This is a genomic window from Soonwooa buanensis (genome assembly GCF_900167905.1).
GTDB lineage: Bacteria > Bacteroidota > Bacteroidia > Flavobacteriales > Weeksellaceae > Soonwooa > Soonwooa buanensis.
The window spans coordinates 1-16684 of record NZ_FUYZ01000002.1; the positions used below are offsets into that span (position 1 = coordinate 1).

The 16684-nt window shown below is 35.7% G+C and carries 19 protein-coding genes; 10 read left to right on the forward strand and 9 right to left on the reverse strand.

What is annotated here, in order from left to right:
• Positions 1 to 208 precede the first annotated feature (208 nt).
• Positions 209 to 1291: a tyrosine-type recombinase/integrase gene (locus tag B5X62_RS03190; protein ID WP_079666359.1), complete on the forward strand. Its 1083-nt coding sequence runs from the start codon at positions 209 to 211 to the stop codon at positions 1289 to 1291.
• Here B5X62_RS03190 and B5X62_RS03195 read toward each other — a convergent pair.
• Positions 1288 to 3183, reverse strand: a complete 1896-nt coding sequence (locus B5X62_RS03195; RefSeq protein WP_079665956.1) for an ABC-F family ATP-binding cassette domain-containing protein — start codon at positions 3181 to 3183, stop codon at positions 1288 to 1290. The genes B5X62_RS03190 and B5X62_RS03195 overlap by 4 nt on opposite strands.
• Before the next feature lie 193 nt (positions 3184 to 3376).
• On the opposite strand from B5X62_RS03195, the gene B5X62_RS03200 reads away from it, so the two are divergent.
• Positions 3377 to 4276, forward strand: coding sequence for a carbohydrate kinase family protein (locus B5X62_RS03200; RefSeq protein ID WP_079665957.1), 900 nt, complete (start codon positions 3377 to 3379; stop codon positions 4274 to 4276).
• Here B5X62_RS03200 and B5X62_RS03205 read toward each other — a convergent pair.
• Together B5X62_RS03205 and B5X62_RS03210 are read right to left on the reverse strand one after the other, a co-directional pair.
• Positions 4253 to 5116 (reverse strand): glycoside hydrolase family 25 protein, encoded by an 864-nt coding sequence (locus B5X62_RS03205; protein WP_079665958.1) that lies wholly within the window; start codon positions 5114 to 5116, stop codon positions 4253 to 4255. The two genes, B5X62_RS03200 and B5X62_RS03205, sit on opposite strands and share 24 nt — an antisense overlap.
• A gap of 41 nt (positions 5117 to 5157) precedes the next feature.
• The gene (locus B5X62_RS03210; protein WP_079665959.1) at positions 5158 to 5604 is read right to left on the reverse strand and encodes a hypothetical protein; all 447 of its coding nucleotides are present in this window, start codon (positions 5602 to 5604) and stop codon (positions 5158 to 5160) included.
• 50 nt (positions 5605 to 5654) lie between these two features.
• Here B5X62_RS03210 and B5X62_RS03215 point away from each other — a divergent pair, with 50 nt between their 5' ends.
• The gene (locus tag B5X62_RS03215) at positions 5655 to 6311 is read left to right on the forward strand and encodes a LolA-like protein (RefSeq protein ID WP_079665960.1); all 657 of its coding nucleotides are present in this window, start codon (positions 5655 to 5657) and stop codon (positions 6309 to 6311) included.
• Positions 6312 to 6336: 25 nt separating this feature from the next.
• Here B5X62_RS03215 and dinB read toward each other — a convergent pair whose 3' ends face one another.
• From dinB to lpxK, 4 genes are all read right to left on the reverse strand, one after another.
• Entirely contained in the window at positions 6337 to 7422 is a 1086-nt protein-coding gene (gene dinB / locus B5X62_RS03220) for a DNA polymerase IV (RefSeq protein ID WP_079665961.1), read from the reverse strand.
• A 33-nt stretch (positions 7423 to 7455) separates the two neighbouring features.
• Positions 7456 to 7983 (reverse strand): TlpA family protein disulfide reductase, encoded by a 528-nt coding sequence (locus B5X62_RS03225; RefSeq protein ID WP_079665962.1) that lies wholly within the window; start codon positions 7981 to 7983, stop codon positions 7456 to 7458.
• A gap of 429 nt (positions 7984 to 8412) precedes the next feature.
• On the reverse strand, positions 8413 to 9228 hold the full coding sequence (locus B5X62_RS03230; RefSeq protein ID WP_079665963.1) for a purine-nucleoside phosphorylase: 816 nt from the start codon (positions 9226 to 9228) through the stop codon (positions 8413 to 8415).
• A complete protein-coding gene (lpxK, locus tag B5X62_RS03235; RefSeq protein WP_079665964.1) occupies positions 9212 to 10237 on the reverse strand; it encodes a tetraacyldisaccharide 4'-kinase in 1026 nt (341 codons plus the stop codon). Before lpxK ends, B5X62_RS03230 begins: the two co-directional genes overlap by 17 nt.
• 248 nt (positions 10238 to 10485) lie before the next feature.
• Here lpxK and B5X62_RS03240 point away from each other — a divergent pair, with 248 nt between their 5' ends.
• The 5 genes from B5X62_RS03240 (at position 10486) to B5X62_RS03260 (ending at position 14578) form a co-directional block, all read left to right on the forward strand.
• Positions 10486 to 11343 carry a YicC/YloC family endoribonuclease gene (locus B5X62_RS03240; RefSeq protein WP_079665965.1) on the forward strand — a complete coding sequence of 286 codons (858 nt, stop codon included), beginning with the start codon at positions 10486 to 10488 and terminating at the stop codon, positions 11341 to 11343.
• Positions 11344 to 11416: 73 nt separating this feature from the next.
• Positions 11417 to 11980 carry a guanylate kinase gene (gene gmk, locus B5X62_RS03245; protein WP_079665966.1) on the forward strand — a complete coding sequence of 188 codons (564 nt, stop codon included), beginning with the start codon at positions 11417 to 11419 and terminating at the stop codon, positions 11978 to 11980.
• Positions 11981 to 11998: 18 nt separating this feature from the next.
• Positions 11999 to 13015, forward strand: coding sequence for a quinolinate synthase NadA (gene nadA, locus B5X62_RS03250; protein ID WP_079665967.1), 1017 nt, complete (start codon positions 11999 to 12001; stop codon positions 13013 to 13015).
• A 402-nt stretch (positions 13016 to 13417) separates the two neighbouring features.
• Positions 13418 to 13780, forward strand: coding sequence for a dihydroneopterin aldolase (gene folB, locus B5X62_RS03255; RefSeq protein WP_079665968.1), 363 nt, complete (start codon positions 13418 to 13420; stop codon positions 13778 to 13780).
• 63 nt (positions 13781 to 13843) lie between these two features.
• Complete coding sequence (locus B5X62_RS03260; protein WP_079665969.1) at positions 13844 to 14578, forward strand: SIMPL domain-containing protein; 735 nt, start codon at positions 13844 to 13846, stop codon at positions 14576 to 14578.
• 124 nt (positions 14579 to 14702) lie between these two features.
• On the opposite strand, the gene dtd is transcribed toward B5X62_RS03260, so the two are convergent.
• Positions 14703 to 15152 (reverse strand): D-aminoacyl-tRNA deacylase, encoded by a 450-nt coding sequence (gene dtd / locus B5X62_RS03265; protein ID WP_079665970.1) that lies wholly within the window; start codon positions 15150 to 15152, stop codon positions 14703 to 14705.
• 9 nt (positions 15153 to 15161) lie between these two features.
• The gene (locus tag B5X62_RS03270) at positions 15162 to 15620 is read right to left on the reverse strand and encodes a hypothetical protein (RefSeq protein ID WP_079665971.1); all 459 of its coding nucleotides are present in this window, start codon (positions 15618 to 15620) and stop codon (positions 15162 to 15164) included.
• Positions 15621 to 15724: 104 nt separating this feature from the next.
• On the opposite strand from B5X62_RS03270, the gene greA reads away from it, so the two are divergent.
• Both greA and B5X62_RS03280 read left to right on the forward strand, forming a co-directional pair.
• The gene (greA, locus tag B5X62_RS03275) at positions 15725 to 16192 is read left to right on the forward strand and encodes a transcription elongation factor GreA (RefSeq protein WP_079665972.1); all 468 of its coding nucleotides are present in this window, start codon (positions 15725 to 15727) and stop codon (positions 16190 to 16192) included.
• A 49-nt stretch (positions 16193 to 16241) separates the two neighbouring features.
• Positions 16242 to 16631, forward strand: coding sequence for an HIT family protein (locus tag B5X62_RS03280; protein ID WP_079665973.1), 390 nt, complete (start codon positions 16242 to 16244; stop codon positions 16629 to 16631).
• The last annotated feature ends 53 nt before the right edge of the window (positions 16632 to 16684 follow it).

Sequence of the window (16684 nt, forward strand, 5' to 3'; positions counted from 1 at the left end):
TAACTAAAAGAGCCTAGCCCCGATTGAACGGCATGTTTGACTTCGTCGAACCACTTCGTTAGGTTTGAAGCTCTTTTTGTAAGTAATGGCCAAAAGCCAGCACAAAAAAGCGAGTAGTGAAAGCGGGAAGATGCTCCTAAAAATAATCAAGAAGTCATTTGTTAATTGTTTGGTTTTCATTAACTTTAATCATAATCTTTTGTTTAAAATGAAATCTCGCAATTTTAATGAATTTCCTCGTTATGGTAGCCTTAACAATACTAAAGTTATTTGGTTAGGGAATTATGTTACCGATGTTGTGAGTGACGCTCTGAAAGATAGGATTGAATATAGCATTGACCTTGAGTCTAATATGTTCTATGTTGATGATTGTAGTTATTCGCGTTTTTTACTAGGTTTTAAGTCGAATTATAATGGCAGAAAGCTGGTAGATTCTTTAAGTTTTAATAATAGAGTTGAGTTGTGTCGTTTACAAGATCAGCTTGCTTTAAAGGCTTTTTCTGAAAGTACTATTCGTACGTATACAGGAGAGTTTTCTCAACTTTTGAAGGTTATTGGTGATTACCAAGTGCAAGATCTTAGTGAGGAAAAGTTACGTAGCTATTTTCTATATTGTCATAAAGTTTTGGGACTATCCGAAAACCAGATACATAGTCGGATGAATGCAATCAAATTTTATTTTGAGAAGGTGCTAGGCCGAACTAAATTTTTCGTTGACATACCGAGACCGAAGAAAGCATCTATTTTGCCTAAAGCTTTGAATGAGAAAGATATTAACAAACTATTCCAAGTTACGACAAATATTAAACATCTTTTAATTTTAAAACTATGTTACGGAATGGGACTTCGGGTTAGTGAAATCATTAATCTAAAAGTTCAAGATGTTGATGGTGTCAAGCTTAAAGTCTTTATCGAACGAAGCAAAGGTAAGAAAGATCGTTATGTTAATTTGCCCGAATCTATTCTTAATGAGCTACGTCAATATTACAAGGAGTTTCGTCCTAAATACTACCTTTTTGAAGGTGAGAATGGCGGACAATATTCGAAGCGTAGTGCACAATCTGTTTTCAAACAAGCAATGACAAAAGCAAAAATTAATAAGCAAGTTGGCATACACAGTTTGAGACATAGCTACGCCACGCATTTGTTAGAGTACGGAACGGATATTTCTTTAATCCAAAAATTACTTGGACATAACAGTATTAAAACAACTTTAATCTACACCGAAGTTACGGATAAGAATATTTCTAATGTTGTTTCGCCTTTGGATCGGATGAATAAAAAGCTTTAAGACTCTAACATCTCTTGTAGCTCTAACCATCGCATTTCCGAAGTTTCTAGGTTTTCCGAAACTGTTTCTAAATCTTTAGAAAGTCCTGCGATTTTGTCATAATCGGTTTCGTTGTTTAGAGCTTCTAAAATGAGGTCACGTTTCTTTTCTAATTCTGGCATTTCTTTTTCCAGAAGTTCTAGCTCTCGTTGCTCTTTGAAGGATAATTTCTTTTTAGAAACTTTTGGTTGCGATGGCGTGGAAATAGCTTCTACACTGACTTTAGATTTAGCTTCATCTAGTTTTTTAGTTTCAGAATCTTGCGTTTTTTTCCATTCACGATATTCTGTGAAGTTGCCAACAAAGTTCTTTATTTTACCTTTTCCTTCAAATGCCAAAACATGATCAACGATTCTGTCCATGAAGTAACGATCATGGGAAACAATAATTAAACAACCTTGGAATTGCAACAAGAAGTTTTCTAAAACCGTTAATGTAGGTAAATCCAAATCGTTGGTAGGCTCATCAAAAATCAAGAAGTTTGGATTTTGATAAAGAACATACATAAGATGTAGACGACGTTTTTCGCCACCAGATAATTTTGAAATTGGCGAATATTGCGTTTGATCATCAAATAAAAACAGTCTTAAAAATTGCGAAGCAGAAAGACTTCTACCATTTGCTAAAGGATAATATTCTGCTTTTTCTTTAATAAAATCAATAACACGTTCATCTTCTTTAAAGGCTAAACCTTTTTGTGAAAAGTAACCGAAACTTATCGTTTCACCAGTCTCTATTGTCCCGCTATCAGCCTTTTCTAGGTTTTGAATAATATTTAATAATGTCGATTTTCCGGCGCCGTTTTTACCAACAATTCCAACTTTTTCACTTCTTTGAAATTGATAATTAAAATCTTTTAAAAGCACATTATCGCCATAAGCCTTGTCAATATGTTTTAGTTCAAGAATTTTTTTTCCGAGACGTTGCATTTCAAAATCCAATTCTAGGCTTTGTTTTCTAGTGTCGGTTTTAGCAACTTTTTCGGTGTCGTAGAAAGCATCGATTCTACTTTTAGATTTTGTAGTTCTCGCTTTTGGTTGACGACGCATCCATTCTAGCTCCTTTCTGTAAAGGTTGTTGGCTTTGTCGATGGTCGCGTCCAAGTTTTCTTCACGAATCATTTTGTTCTCCAAGTAAGTCGCGTAACCACCTTTATGAATATACAATTGCGCATCTTCCATTTCCCAAATTGTATCACAAACCGAATCCAAAAAGTAGCGGTCATGCGTTACAAGCAGCAAAGTGATTTTTTGTTTAGACAGATAATTCTCCAGCCATTCGACCATTTCGACATCGAGGTGGTTGGTTGGCTCATCCATAATCAAAAGAACGTGACGATGCTCGGCTCTCGTTTCGGTCAGCAATTTTGCAAGCGCAACACGTTTCACCTGTCCACCAGATAGTTTTCCCATTTGGACAGAAAGATCCGTAATCTGAAGCTGAGACAAGATTTGTTTCATCTCATTTTCTAGATCCCAAGCTTTGTGGGCTTCCATTTCGAGAAGTGCTTTTTCAATGAAATCGTGGTCGGTAGATGTTAGAGACAAATGATAATTTTTAAGCGCAACAATCGGTGCCGAATCCAACGTCATCATAAATTCTTCAACCGTAAGATTTGGATCAAAACTAATCTCTTGGTCAAAAAGCACAACTTGGATGTCTTTATTGATAAGGACAGAACCTTGGTCAGCGATTTCTTTTCCCATTAATATTTTGAGAAGTGTCGATTTTCCACTGCCATTTTTAGCAACAATCGCAATTTTTTCGCCTTCGTTGATGTTAAAACTGATGTCTTCAAATAAAACTTTCAAACCATAAGATTTCGAAAGATGTTCTGCCGTCACGTAATTCATAGCCCAAAAATACGAATAAGAATTGTTTTAATTCGGCTTTATAAAGTCTTTAGTCTTAATAAAAATGATACTTGTTTATTATTTCTGTTATTAAATGTTTAATTATCTTTAAAATTGTTAAAAAATGTTAGAATTGAAAGATTAATTGCTAGTCATATTTTAAAAATGCTATCTTAGGAATAAAATTAAACCTATGAGAAAAGCCATCTGTTTCGGAGAAGTATTGTGGGATATTTTCCCGAGTGGGAAAGTAATTGGTGGGGCTCCTTTGCAAGTTGCTGCTAGATTATCTAGCCTTGGTGTACCGTCGCGTATCGTTTCTAAAATCGGAAATGACGCCGAAGGTCGTACACTTTTACAAAATATTCAAAATCTAAATCTTACTGGTGTCTACGTCAAGATTGATCAAAACTTCCCAACTGGTGAAGCAATTGTCCATTTTGATGATAATGGCGAAGCTGTGTACGATGTTAAATCGCCAGCTGCTTGGGACAATATTGATCTTAGTACGGAAATTGAAGATGCAGTTGGGGCTGCGGATATTTTTGTATATGGTAGTTTGGCTGCGAGAAGTGATGTCTCGCGAAAAACTTTGTATAACTTATTAGAAATTGCAAAATATAAAGTTTTTGATGTTAATGTTCGGAAGCCGTTTTGCGATATGGACGAGATTATAAAATTGATGCGTAAAGCTGATCTTATTAAATTAAATGAAGCTGAGTTGCGCTATCTCGCTAAACATCTTGGCGCAGATAATGAGTCTTTGGAACTTAATATTTTATTTTTGTCGGAGTATACTGAGACGGCACAAATTTGCGTGACTCGTGGGACAAATGGCGCGGTTCTATTGACAGGCGAACAACTTTATTCTCATCCTGGTTTTGAGGTTGACATCGTTGATACGATAAGTTCTGGTGATAATTTTTTAGCAGCACTTCTTTCAAAAATTATGGATTGTGAAACCGAAGAAGATTACAATGAGGCGCTAACTTTTGCGAATGCTCTTGGTGCCGTTGCAGCCACTAAAAAAGGACCAACTTCCAAAATAAGTAAGGACGAAGTTTTACAATTAATCCAAGGTCAGTTGTCGTAGCGACCAGTAACTGCCGTTGTAGACATTTAGGTCAACTTTTACATTGATGCCATAGGCAATTCCGTTTTCTGTGAATTGCCAAAATTTCCAGTTGTCTTCGGGAGAAGGCGCTGGGACGTCGTTGTAGTTGGCTAACCAAAGTGTGTAATCGTCAAATTCGTGTGCGAGAACATCTTTTTTGTAATGATAATAGGTGTAAATAATCGGCTTGGTACCATAAGCATCTTCCAAGATTTTCACAAAAAGTTTTAAATCTTTAATAAGTTGTTCTTTCGATTTGTGACGAGGCATTTTTTCGATGTCCAAAACTGGAGGTAAATCTCCCGATTCTAATTTAGCAACGGAAACAAAAGAATTGGCTTGCAAAATAGGATCTTCATCTGGTCGATAAAAATGGTAAGCACCACGAAGAAGCTCATGTTTTTTGGCTTGTTCCCAAAAATGTTCAAAATTTTTATCGGATTTTTTATTGCCCATCGTTGCGCGAAGAAGCACAAATTTTAATGGAATTGTCTTATTACCAATGCTCAAACTATCCCATTTGATATCTTCTTTATTTTGATAATGCGAAATGTCAAACCCAAAAGTTTGTGTAGCATAATCACCAATAATTCGGTTGATGCGCGCTTCTTCCTCTTTCGAGTTTTTTAATTTTTTGTGATGAAACTTGTTAAAATAAGTAGAATAGTAAAAGTGAATTTTCTCCTTTAAATAAAAACCTGTTCCTAAAAGTCCAAGTATCGCAAAAGTCAACGTCCACCACATGATTTTCTTTTTCAATTGGCGGCGTTCTAGTTGTTTTTTTCGTGATTTTCGTTGGTTAGGAATCGCTTTTTTCATCGGCGCAAAACTACGAAAGAATTCTTGATTGACATTTTGAATTAAGAAATTTCGGTGATAGAAATTTTTTGTCCATTAAATGAAATCACATCGCCTTCTTTATGATTATGAAGCGCCAACGCAATCGGACTTTTATCAGAAATGACATAAAGTTTTTCATTCGCAAATTTTATTTCTCCCAAAGAAACGGCGATGAAAAATTTTGATAAAGAAGTCTCAACATAACTCCCAAGACTGACAACTTTTTTATCAGTAATGTTTAAATTTTTCACTAAATTATGTTGACTTTTAAGCTCGTTCAATTGAAGTTGAAGATTGTTAATCTGTTGTTGCAACATCTCTCGGCTAGTCTCATATTTGTCGCCCATACTGCTTTTGGTATCGTTGTTAGATGCTCGAGTATCCTCGATAAGTTGTTCTAGTTTTGAGATTTTTTGAATTAAAATTTCCAATAAATGTTGACGAAGTTCGGGCTTATTAATGGACATTTTTTATAAATTTGAAAGATTATTGACCGACAAAACTACTTAATGATTCTATGAATTCCTATTTTTCTAAACTTAAAATTGTTCTTTTCTTGCTAATTGGTTGCAGTTTTTTTAGTCAAAAACTTCCAACTTCTAACGAAATAATTTCTGAATATTATAAAGCCTTGGGTGGACTTGCAAAGTTAGAACAAGTTAAATATCTGAAAATGCAAACCACTTTAACGGTTGATTCTAAAAGTTATGCTGGAACAGAAGCTTGGATTGCTCCTAATATTTTTAAGAAGACACAAAAATTGGGACACGAGGAAGTGATCCAGTTATTTGATGGGAAATTCGGGTATGTAAGTCAAGGCGATCATCGTGAAGCCATGTCGGAGCCGATTGTTCAAAAATTACAAAAGAGAAAATTGATAGCAGCGCTAGAGTTTGATGCTGATGATTTTAATAAAGTTGAAGAGGCAAGAAATGGACAACAGCAATTTTATGTTCTTATAAAATCGGATTCTAAAATTTATTTTGATAAACAAACCAAACTTCTCTCAAAAATTGAAACCTCGCAAGGCAATCAAAATTTCTCAGACTATAAAAGCTTTGATGGGATTTTGTTTCCGACGAAAATCATTACTACTGGACAAAATAAAACCTCAGAATTGACTTATCAGAATATTCTTGTGAATCGAGAAGTAACTTACGATGATTTGCAATAATATTAAAAACTCTCAATCTAGATCCTCAATCTAAATCCTCAAACGGAATTTTCAACTGAATAGAAACTTGCTTTTTTTCTTCGGTATTAAGATTTGACAATGATAATCCCAAAAGTCGTACAGCGCGGTCAAAAGGTCGTTGCTTCCACAAATTTTTTGCGGTTCGATAATATTCTTCTTTGGATTGGTAATATTCGGTTTTAGTAAAGCTTCGTGTATAAAGTGAAAAGTCTTTGTATTTTATTTTTAAAGTTAAAGACTTACCAAGAATTTGATGTTTGGAAAGTCGGTTTTGTAATTCTTCACTCAGACTTTTTAGTTTGTCGTCAATCTGTTGCTCGTCGGATAAATCATCAAAAAATGTTCGTTCTACGGCAACGCTTTTTTGGATTCGGTTGGGTTTGACTTCGCTTCGGTGGATGCCTCGCACAAGATTGTAATAATATTGTCCCGACTTTCCAAAAAGTTTGGTTAGTTCTTCTAATGTTTTTTTCTTGATGTCTGCACCTTTATAAATTGACAAACTAAACATTTTGTTAGCGGTAACTTTTCCAACACCATGAAATTTTTCTACGGGTAGTTCCTCCAAAAATTTTTCGATATGTTGTGGATGTATGGTTTTTTGACCGTTCGGTTTGTTAATGTCCGAAGCAACTTTAGCTAAAAATTTATTCACCGAAATCCCAGCGGAAGCCGTTAATCCGGTTTCTTCAAAAATGCGTTGTCTGATTTCTTTAGCGATTTGATTGGCAGATTCGATATCTTTTTTGTTTTCGGTGACGTCAAGATAAGCTTCGTCCAAAGATAAAGGTTCGACAAGGTCGGTGTATTCGTAAAAAATGCTTCTAATTTTTTTGGAAACCTCTTTGTATCGTGGAAATCTCGGCGGTACAAAAATAAGATGTGGACATTTTTCTTTGGCTGTTTTACTTGGCATCGCCGATCGAACGCCAAATTTTCGAGCTTCGTAACTTGCTGCAGCGACAACGCCTCGATGTCCACCACCAACGGCAATAGGTTTGCCCTTCAAATCAGGATTATCGAGTTGCTCCACAGACGCATAAAAAGCGTCCATGTCAACATGGATAATTTTTCGTTGGCTTGAAGTCATGTCGCAAATTTAGAAAATAAAAAAACTCAAATGTTAATTTGAGTTTGGTTTTATAAGTTTGTCAATTGTAGTCTGAATGTCTGGATCTTCAGGTGAAATCGCATAGTATTTTGCAATGTTGGAAGTTTGGTCAACTACCATAAATCTCGGAATCCAATTAAGCTCGATATAATCATTAAATGAGTTCTTCCAGCCAGAAGCGAACCAAAAATTTTCTTTGTCGTTCATATTAAACCGGTCAATGCTGTGGTCAAAAGCATCTTTGTTGCGTTCTAATGAAAAATATAAAAACTGAATATTTGGATTTTTCTCTGCCAATTCATTTGATTTTGGAATGGCTAAGAGACAGTCTTTGCACCAACTTGCCCAAAAATCAATGACGATAACTTTTCCTTTGTATTGATCTAGAATGTCTTTAACAGAAATTGAATTTCCGTTTTCGTCTTGCATCTTTTCTGCTAAAGCTTCTTTGCTAAATGTCGTTTTGTTAACTGCTGGTATCTTTTGTGAGTAGCCCAAAACGAGAATAAATATACTTAAGATGCTAAAAATCTTCTTCATTGTTCTAATTGTTGTGCTGCAAAAGTAAAGAATTATTGGATTGCTATTTCTTATTAAATGATAATTAAATTCTATTGTGTATTAGTAGTAAGTCTTTACAAGTTCTAGTTATTATCGAAAAAACTGATAGATTTTGTATTGAAACGATTTAATGAGAAGAAAATAAACTTGTTTTCGATACAATTTTCTTCGAAAATCACTCAAACTGACGTTTATTTTTTGTTTCAAATTCTGAAACTGTATCATCCAAATTGGGTAAGAACGTAGGATCTGCGCCCCGACGTAGGTGGAGCTCTTTGTAGTCTTGAGGCGCGGCGACGAAGTCGCCGCGCCTCAAGACTACAAAAGCGGGAACCGTAGGCGGAAATGGCGCCCAAATAAAAATGCACCCAAAAATTTGAGTGCATCTATATTATGTTTTAAAAACTTTTAGTTGTAGTTTTTTACCAAACCTTTTACGATTTTGATAACATCTGGCATTGCTTTGTTAGCAGCATTTAGCACTTCTTCGTGTGACACAGCGAACGCGATTTCGGGACCGCCCAAATCGGTAATAATCGAAATACAGAAAACGTCCATCCCCATATGTTTTGCAACAATGACTTCTGGAACCGTGCTCATACCAACAGCGTCGCCACCAATGAATCGAACCAATCCGTATTCAGATGGCGTTTCGAAAGTTGGACCTTGCAATCCTACATAGACACCTTCGTGAACTTTGATGTTATTTTCTTTAGCAACATCGTGCGCCGTTTGTAACATTTTTTTGTTGTAAGCTTCGCTCATATCCACAAATCGTGGACCTAGCTCGTCGATGTTTTTACCACGTAATGGGTGTTCTGGCATCATATTGATATGATCTTTAACCAACATAATATCGCCAACTTGGAAGTTAGGATTAACGCCACCTGAAGCGTTTGACAACAATAGATTTTGGATGCCCAATAAATGAAAAACTTTGAAAGGGAAAGTCACAGTCTCCATTGGATAACCTTCGTAATAATGGAAACGACCGCTCATCATCAAGACTTTTTTGCCTTCAAGAATGCCGTAGATTAACTTGCCACCGTGACCAACAACTGTTACTTGCGGGAAGTTAGGAATGTCGGAATACTCGATGGTGCGGATCGGTTGTACCTCGTCTTGAAGTTTTCCAAGTCCAGAACCTAGCACGATTGCAAAGTCTGGTGTGTCTTGGATAATATTTTTGATGAACGCTGCGGTTTCTTTAATTTTTTCTAACATAATCGTTGATTATTTGATTAAACGCTTCTTGATTGTCTATTTCTACATTAATTGGCCAATAAAAGATTTTGTCACGCAAGTAGTCAAAAGTTTTGAGTCTTACATAATCTTTTTCTGTGGTTAAAATCATCTTGTATTCGCCAAGTTTTTTATATTCTGCCACAATTTTTTTGATGTCATCATCGGAGAAATTGTGGTGGTCTTTATATTTAAGATGTTTTACTTTTTTAGAGTATTTGCCGACTTCTTTTACAATTTGTGTTGGGTTGGCAATACCAGTTATCAAAAGTACATCGTAATAATCCAGATTTTTGACTGGCATATATTTGTCGATGCTCATGACATTTTCGTCATATTCTATAGAGGAGAAAAATACCTTCTGATAATGTTGTGGTTTTATTCTTGAGATGTAATATTGTTTTTTTTCTTCCGTTAAATCATCTGGACATTTAGTAACCATAATAATATCGGCACGTTTTGCACCACGACGACTTTCTCGTAAATCGCCAGCAGGTAAAATGAAATCCTTGAAATACGGATCGTTGTATACCGTCAGCAAGATATTAAGTCCTGGCTTTATGGCACGATGCTGAAAGCTATCATCCAAAACCAAAACATTAAGATCCATATCTTCAATCAATTTTTTTGCACCGAAAACTCGGTCTTCGCAAACGCCAATGACAAAACGATTTTTGAATCTTTCAAACAATTGCATTGGCTCGTCACCAACAGTTTTGTAGTTGCTTTCGTAGTTAACAACATTGTAACCTTTGGTCATTCTGCCGTAGCCGCGAGAAAGGACGCCCGTGCGATAATATTTGGACAGATAAGCCGCCAAATACATCACCATTGGCGATTTTCCACTTCCGCCCACAGAAAGATTACCAACACCAATTATTGGTGTTTTAAATCGTTTCGAAGAAAATAATCCCCAATCAAACATTCGGTTCCTAATCGAGGTTCCGAGATGATAACCAAGGGAAAAAGGGTAGAGATACCATCTTTTCATAGCCGACAAAAATACAATAATCGATTGGCTTTATCAATAGGAAAATGATGTTTAGAAGTTAATATTTGTCATTTTAATAAAAAATTAAATTAAACGATACTAATTTAATTGTCGGTTAAAATTGTTGTTAAATATTTAATTATCAATTCATTCGATATAAGCGTTTATTAAGTTTAATAATTAAAAAAATCTTTAGAAGCCTTTTCGACTAACATCATTATATTTGCATTATAATAAGAAAATCAGATATGGTCTTATCAATGACGGGATTTGGTCGTGCGGAAGGTGTTTTCGAAGGAAAAAAACTGACCATCGACATCAAGTCACTCAACAGCAAGACATTCGACCTTAATATTAAAGTGCCGATTCGTTATAAAGAAAAGGAATTTGATATTAGAAAATTGCTGAATGATAAATTACTTCGCGGAAAAGTTGATTGCTACATCAATTGCGAAAATCTCGAAGACAGCAACGATGTTAACATTAATAAAGAGATTGTAAAATCTTATATGACGCAGCTTGGCGAGATTTCGCCTGGCGCAAATGCTATTGATTATTTGCAAATGGCGGTGCGTATGCCAGAAGCTATTAGCAACAAAACTGCTGATCTTAGCGATGAGGAATGGAATTTTCTTTTAAAAATCGTTAATGAAGCGATTGCTAAGTTTTTGGAATTCCGCACTACAGAAGGTTCAATTCTTCAAGATGAATTAGGTAAAAATGTGAAAAACATTGAAGCTAAATTATCGCAAGTTCCGCAATATGAAGAAGAACGAATCTCTGTAGTTAGAGAACGTTATCAAAATACTTTAAAGGAATTTGAAAATGTTGACGAAACACGTTTTTACCAAGAAATGGCTTATTACACAGAGAAGTTAGACATTTCTGAAGAAAAAGTAAGATTGGCGCAACATCTTAAATATTATTTGGATGTGATGGAGAATGAAGATTTTAATGGTAAAAAACTAGGATTTATTTCTCAAGAAATGGGACGCGAAATCAATACTTTAGGATCGAAAGCCAATCACGCAGCCATCCAAAAATTGGTTGTCGAAATGAAAGACGACCTCGAAAAAATTAAAGAACAAACCCTTAATGTTTTGTAAATTATAAGTTATAAATTATGAGTGATTTTTAAGTTAACTCCTAATTTATAATTGATAATTCATAATTTTAAAAATGAATAAAGTAGTTATATTTTCGGCACCATCAGGAAGTGGAAAAACCACTTTGGTAAAGCATTGTTTAGCACATTTTCCAGATTTGCAATTCTCGATTTCGTGCACAACAAGAGCGCCTCGTGGTGAAGAAAAACATGGTGTAGATTATCACTTTTTAAGCCCAGATGAGTTTCGTCAAAAGATTTCCGAAAATGCTTTTGTAGAATTTGAGGAAGTCTACACTGACAAGTTTTATGGGACTTTACAAGAAGAAGTAGAACGCATTTGGAAGAACGGAAAAGTTGTTATTTTTGATGTCGATGTTAAAGGCGGCGTTAACTTAAAAAAGATTTTTGGAGACCAAGCTTTATCAATTTTCATTGCACCACCAAGTATCGAAGAGCTAGAACGTCGATTAACAACACGCGGAACCGATGCGCTAGACGTTATCAAAACTCGTGTTGCAAAGGCTGAAGAAGAATTGACTTATCAAAATCAGTTTGATAAAGTTGTTGTCAATGATAATCTAGAGGTAGCAACGCAAGAAATGGAAAGCATTTTGCAGGACTTTATTAATTCTTAATTAATCACACAAAAAGATATGGAAAACACGTTAGAAAAAGCAAAATCCAGCATGCCGATTAAAGGTTTTTTGGATATTAAAGATATTGCGATTCCACAAGGTCAAGATTTGGTGGACGCTATTTTAAAACTAAAAGAAGAAAAAAACGCTGTCATTTTAGCGCATTATTATCAGCCAGGAGAGATTCAGGATATCGCAGATTTTTTGGGTGATTCGCTTCAATTGGCGCGTCAAGCAAAAGATACGGATGCCGATATGATTGTTTTCTGCGGTGTACATTTTATGGCGGAAGCTGCAAAAATTCTTAATCCAACCAAAAAAGTTGTTTTGCCAGATACTTTGGCGGGATGCTCCCTAGCAGACGGTTGTAGCGGCGAAGGTCTTCGTGCAATGCGCGAGCAACATCCTGGGGCTTTGGTGGCGACTTACATCAATTGTAATGCAGAAACCAAGGCAGAAAGTGACATCATCGTGACAAGTTCTAATGCCGAAACCATTATCAACGCGTTGCCAAAAGACCAACCGATTATTTTCGCACCAGACAAAAATCTAGGTCGTTATCTTGCGCAGAAGACAGGTCGCGATATGATTTTGTGGGACGGAAGTTGTATCGTTCACGAAGCATTTTCGATGGAGCGAATTGCAAAACAGTTGGCAGACAATCCAGATGCAAAATTAATTGCGCATCCAGAAAGTGAAGAAGCTGTGTTAAAGTTGGCACATTTTATTGGTTCGACCTCGGCTTTGCTTAATTATGTTGAAAAAGACGATTGTCAAAAATTCATCATCGCGACGGAAGAAGGCATTCTTCACGAGATGAAAAAACGTGCGCCGCATAAAGAATTAATTCCAGCTTTGGTGTTTGACGAATCTTGTAATTGCAGCGAGTGTTTTTACATGAAACGTAACACTATGGAAAAACTTTATCTATGCATGAAGTACGAACTTCCAGAGATTTTAATTGAAGAAGAATTACGTCTGAAAGCGCTAAAGCCAATCGAGGCGATGCTAGAACTTTCAAAAACGATAAAATAAATTTGGGCAATCCCGCGCCAAGACTTTGTCCAAGCTAGCGGTCGGGCTGTTCGCTGTATCTTGGAGCGCTTCGCTCGGTCGTCTCCGCTACGCTCCGACGCCTCGCTTCGCTCCCAAGGATGCCGCTGCCATCCCTATTGCGTCCCAAAGTAGGAAAATTCACAAGTTTTGTTGAGAAATCGACAAAACTTGTTTAGTTTTACGATGATTAAGATTTATGAATTATGAATTATGAATTATGAATTATGAATTATGAATTATGAATTATGAATTATGAATTATTTTAATCTTAGCCCAAGAACCAAGAACCAAGAACCAAGAACCAAGAACCAAGAACCGAGAACCAAGAACCAAGAACCAAGAACCAATAACCAATAACCGACAACCAAACCCTAAAAAACTATGCATTCAAAAATTATTCTTGAGAACATAAAAATTTACGCGTTCCATGGCGTGTTACCAGAAGAAACAATTTTGGGAACCAACTATATTATCAATGCCGAACTTCATGCTGATTTAGAGAAAGCGTCACAATCCGATGATTTGTCAGACACGATCAACTATGCTGAAATCAACGATATTATTCATCAAGAGATGAGTATTCCTTCAAGATTATTAGAACATGTTATTGGTAGAATTATTTCAAAGTTGGAGATTGCTTTTCCTCAACTCAGTTTTATCAAAATAAAATTAACCAAAACCCGTCCACCAATGCGTGGCGAAATGCAAGGTGTCAGCATCGAAATGGAAAAACAGATTTCTTAACATTCTATTTTTTTAGATGGAACAAACTTTGTTGCAAATATGTTGCACTAAAAATATTGAGTTATGAAATCACAATACATTACGGTAGGTATCGCCGCTTTAGGCTTAATTATCGCAACGATTTTCTTCGGCAACGCCATCAAAAATAGGAACAAAGCTGATAATACGATTTCGGTTACTGGTTTGGGTTCTAAGAAATTCACATCAGATTTAATTACATGGTCCGGAAGTTTTTCAAAAAATAATTTTGACCTAAAATCTGCTTATGACGAGCTAGCGGTTGACAAAAATGTGATTGCTCAATATCTAAAATCAAAAGGCGTTAAAGACAACGAAATGGTTTTTTCGGCAGTTGATATTCAAAAGAATTTTAGAAGTTACAACGACTCCAATGGTAATTATGTTCAAGGAGAATTTTCTGGATATAACCTTACGCAAAGTGTTAGCATTGAATCCAAAGAAGTTGGAAAAATTGAAAATATCTCGAGAAACATCACCGAAATTATCAACCGCGGCATCGAATTCACTTCTTCGACACCTCAATATTTTTATACGAAATTAGCCGAAGTTAAGCAACAGATGATTGCAGACGCAACCAAAGATGCTAAAGAACGCGCCGAAAAAATTGCCGACAACGCAGGAAGTTCACTCGGAAGTTTGAAAAAAGCAACAATGGGTGTTATCCAAATTACGGCTCCCAATTCTAACGAAGATTATTCTTATGGCGGTACATTTAACACTTCTTCCAAAGAAAAAGAAGCAACAATTACCATTAAGCTGGAATATCAAGTTAATTAGGAATTGGGAGTTCGTCATTTCGAGTAGCGCAGCGTATCGAGAAGTTTTTAGATTTACGAATTACGAATTACGATTTATGAATTACAAATTAATTTGCTGAAAACTAAAAACTAAAAACCAGCAACTAAATTTTCGTCTTACTGTCCATAACAATCGTAACTGGTCCGTCGTTGATGAGAGAAACTTTCATGTCGGCGCCGAAAATACCACTTTCGATTTTTAAGCCAGATTTTTTTAATTCAGTTTTAAAATACTCGAATAACGGAATGGCTTTGTCTGGTTTTGCAGCTTTTATGAAAGAAGGACGATTTCCCTTTTTATAATCAGCAATTAAGGTGAATTGGCTGATGCAAAGGATTTCACCTTGGATATCTTTTATAGAAAGATTCAGTTTGCCTTCCTCGTCGCCAAAAATTCTTAAATCCAAAATCTTTTTAACAAGCCAATCTGCGTCTTCGTTTTCGTCACTTTCATCAATCCCACAAAGAAGCATAAATCCAGTTCCGATTTCGCCAACAATTTTTCCGTCAACTTTTACAGAAGACTCAGACACACGCTGAATAACAATTTTCATAGTTTAATTTTAATAATAGATAGAAATAACACCCGTTGATGGCTCGTAATGGAAAGGATAAGTTTTTGGAGGAAGACCTTTGGACTTGTCGTTAATAGGTGTTCCGTTTAGCATCCATTCAGCGCCATCTTTGTCGCAAACAATAGTCGTATTGTCTTTAACTCGTAACACCGTCGAGTCGCCATCTGGACAAATATGAGGTGCGTTCCTGTCATAGACTTTATAGCCATTAGCGGTGTTTGCAATGATAAGACCTCGCGTCCCAGCGCCCACTTCGTTAACATAAACCCATCCACCTTGTATCGTAACTGGGTAGTACAAAGGTAGGTTAGTGTTGATGCTTACATTAATCTGAGATTGCGGAAAACAAGAAACCGTTTCGGCTCTGTCGCTACAAGAATTGATAATGAATAAATTACTGAAAACCAGAAAAATAATTAGCCCAAAATATCTCAAATTCACTTTCATATCAAAATTAATTTATATATTTGTCAAAACGAATCAACACAACAAAAATTATATCCGGCAAAGGTCGGATAATTTTTTTATATCAACGTTAAAAAATTATTGACATGAGTTACGTTACGAAAGAAGGTTTAGATAAAATGAAAGCAGAGCTTGAGCAATTGGAAACTATCGAAAGACCAAAAGTTACTCAACAAATTGCAGAAGCAAGAGATAAAGGTGACCTTTCTGAAAATGCAGAATATGACGCAGCTAAAGAGGCGCAAGGACTGTTAGAAATGCGTATTTCTAAACTTAAAGATATTATTTCGGTTTCAAAGATTATCGATGAAAGCCAGCTAGATACGTCAAAAGTTTCTATTTTGACAACAGTTAGACTTAAAAATCACGCCACTAAAGCGGAGCAAAAATTTACTTTAGTACCTGATAATGAAAGCGACCTGAAAACAGGGAAGATTTCTGTTAATACACCAATCGCAAAAGGTCTTTTAGGGAAAGCTGTTGGCGATGTTGCTGAGATTACACTTCCTAACGGGAATAAGTTGACTTTTGATATTTTAGAAATTAGCTTGTAATTTTTATTAAACGGTTTGATATTTGTAGAACGAAAATACTTTTAAAATTATGAGTTCAATTTTCACAAAAATCATTAACGGAGAAATCCCAAGTTACAAAGTAGCGGAGGATGAAAATTTTATCGCTTTTTTGGATGCAATGCCTTTGGTAAAAGGACATACATTGGTGATTCCTAAAAAAGAAGTGGATTTAATTTTTGATTTAGATTCAGAAGAATTCAAAAATCTTTGGGGTTTTGCGCAACAAGTTGCTAAAAAAATTGAAAAAGCAATCCCGTGCAAAAGAGTAGGTGTTGCTGTTATTGGACTGGAAGTTCCACATGCGCACATTCATCTTGTGCCACTCAATGCCATGCAAGATCTTAACTTCGGAAATGAGCGACTTAAGCTTTCTACCGAAGAATATCAAACTATACAAGACGCGATTAAAAACGCATAAATCAATTTTAAAAGAAGCGCAAATGCTTCTTTTTTTTCATTAATTATTAAAAG

What these genes read in the sequence shown, in the direction of transcription:
- B5X62_RS03260 (WP_079665969.1), top strand. Translation starts at nt 13,844, where the DNA reads ATGAAATCACAATACATTACGGTAGGTATCGCCGCTTTAGGCTTAATT.
- B5X62_RS03280 (WP_079665973.1), top strand. Translation starts at nt 16,242, where the DNA reads ATGAGTTCAATTTTCACAAAAATCATTAACGGAGAAATCCCAAGTTAC.
- dinB (WP_079665961.1), bottom strand. Translation starts at nt 7,422, where the DNA reads ATGACTTCAAGCCAACGAAAAATTATCCATGTTGACATGGACGCTTTT.
- dtd (WP_079665970.1), bottom strand. Translation starts at nt 15,152, where the DNA reads ATGAAAATTGTTATTCAGCGTGTGTCTGAGTCTTCTGTAAAAGTTGAC.
- B5X62_RS03205 (WP_079665958.1), bottom strand. Translation starts at nt 5,116, where the DNA reads ATGAAAAAAGCGATTCCTAACCAACGAAAATCACGAAAAAAACAACTA.
- nadA (WP_079665967.1), top strand. Translation starts at nt 11,999, where the DNA reads ATGGAAAACACGTTAGAAAAAGCAAAATCCAGCATGCCGATTAAAGGT.
- B5X62_RS03200 (WP_079665957.1), top strand. Translation starts at nt 3,377, where the DNA reads ATGAGAAAAGCCATCTGTTTCGGAGAAGTATTGTGGGATATTTTCCCG.
- B5X62_RS03195 (WP_079665956.1), bottom strand. Translation starts at nt 3,183, where the DNA reads ATGAATTACGTGACGGCAGAACATCTTTCGAAATCTTATGGTTTGAAA.
- lpxK (WP_079665964.1), bottom strand. Translation starts at nt 10,237, where the DNA reads ATGAAAAGATGGTATCTCTACCCTTTTTCCCTTGGTTATCATCTCGGA.
- B5X62_RS03210 (WP_079665959.1), bottom strand. Translation starts at nt 5,604, where the DNA reads ATGTCCATTAATAAGCCCGAACTTCGTCAACATTTATTGGAAATTTTA.
- B5X62_RS03215 (WP_079665960.1), top strand. Translation starts at nt 5,655, where the DNA reads ATGAATTCCTATTTTTCTAAACTTAAAATTGTTCTTTTCTTGCTAATT.
- B5X62_RS03240 (WP_079665965.1), top strand. Translation starts at nt 10,486, where the DNA reads ATGGTCTTATCAATGACGGGATTTGGTCGTGCGGAAGGTGTTTTCGAA.
- gmk (WP_079665966.1), top strand. Translation starts at nt 11,417, where the DNA reads ATGAATAAAGTAGTTATATTTTCGGCACCATCAGGAAGTGGAAAAACC.
- greA (WP_079665972.1), top strand. Translation starts at nt 15,725, where the DNA reads ATGAGTTACGTTACGAAAGAAGGTTTAGATAAAATGAAAGCAGAGCTT.
- B5X62_RS03270 (WP_079665971.1), bottom strand. Translation starts at nt 15,620, where the DNA reads ATGAAAGTGAATTTGAGATATTTTGGGCTAATTATTTTTCTGGTTTTC.
- B5X62_RS03190 (WP_079666359.1), top strand. Translation starts at nt 209, where the DNA reads ATGAAATCTCGCAATTTTAATGAATTTCCTCGTTATGGTAGCCTTAAC.
- B5X62_RS03230 (WP_079665963.1), bottom strand. Translation starts at nt 9,228, where the DNA reads ATGTTAGAAAAAATTAAAGAAACCGCAGCGTTCATCAAAAATATTATC.
- B5X62_RS03225 (WP_079665962.1), bottom strand. Translation starts at nt 7,983, where the DNA reads ATGAAGAAGATTTTTAGCATCTTAAGTATATTTATTCTCGTTTTGGGC.
- folB (WP_079665968.1), top strand. Translation starts at nt 13,418, where the DNA reads ATGCATTCAAAAATTATTCTTGAGAACATAAAAATTTACGCGTTCCAT.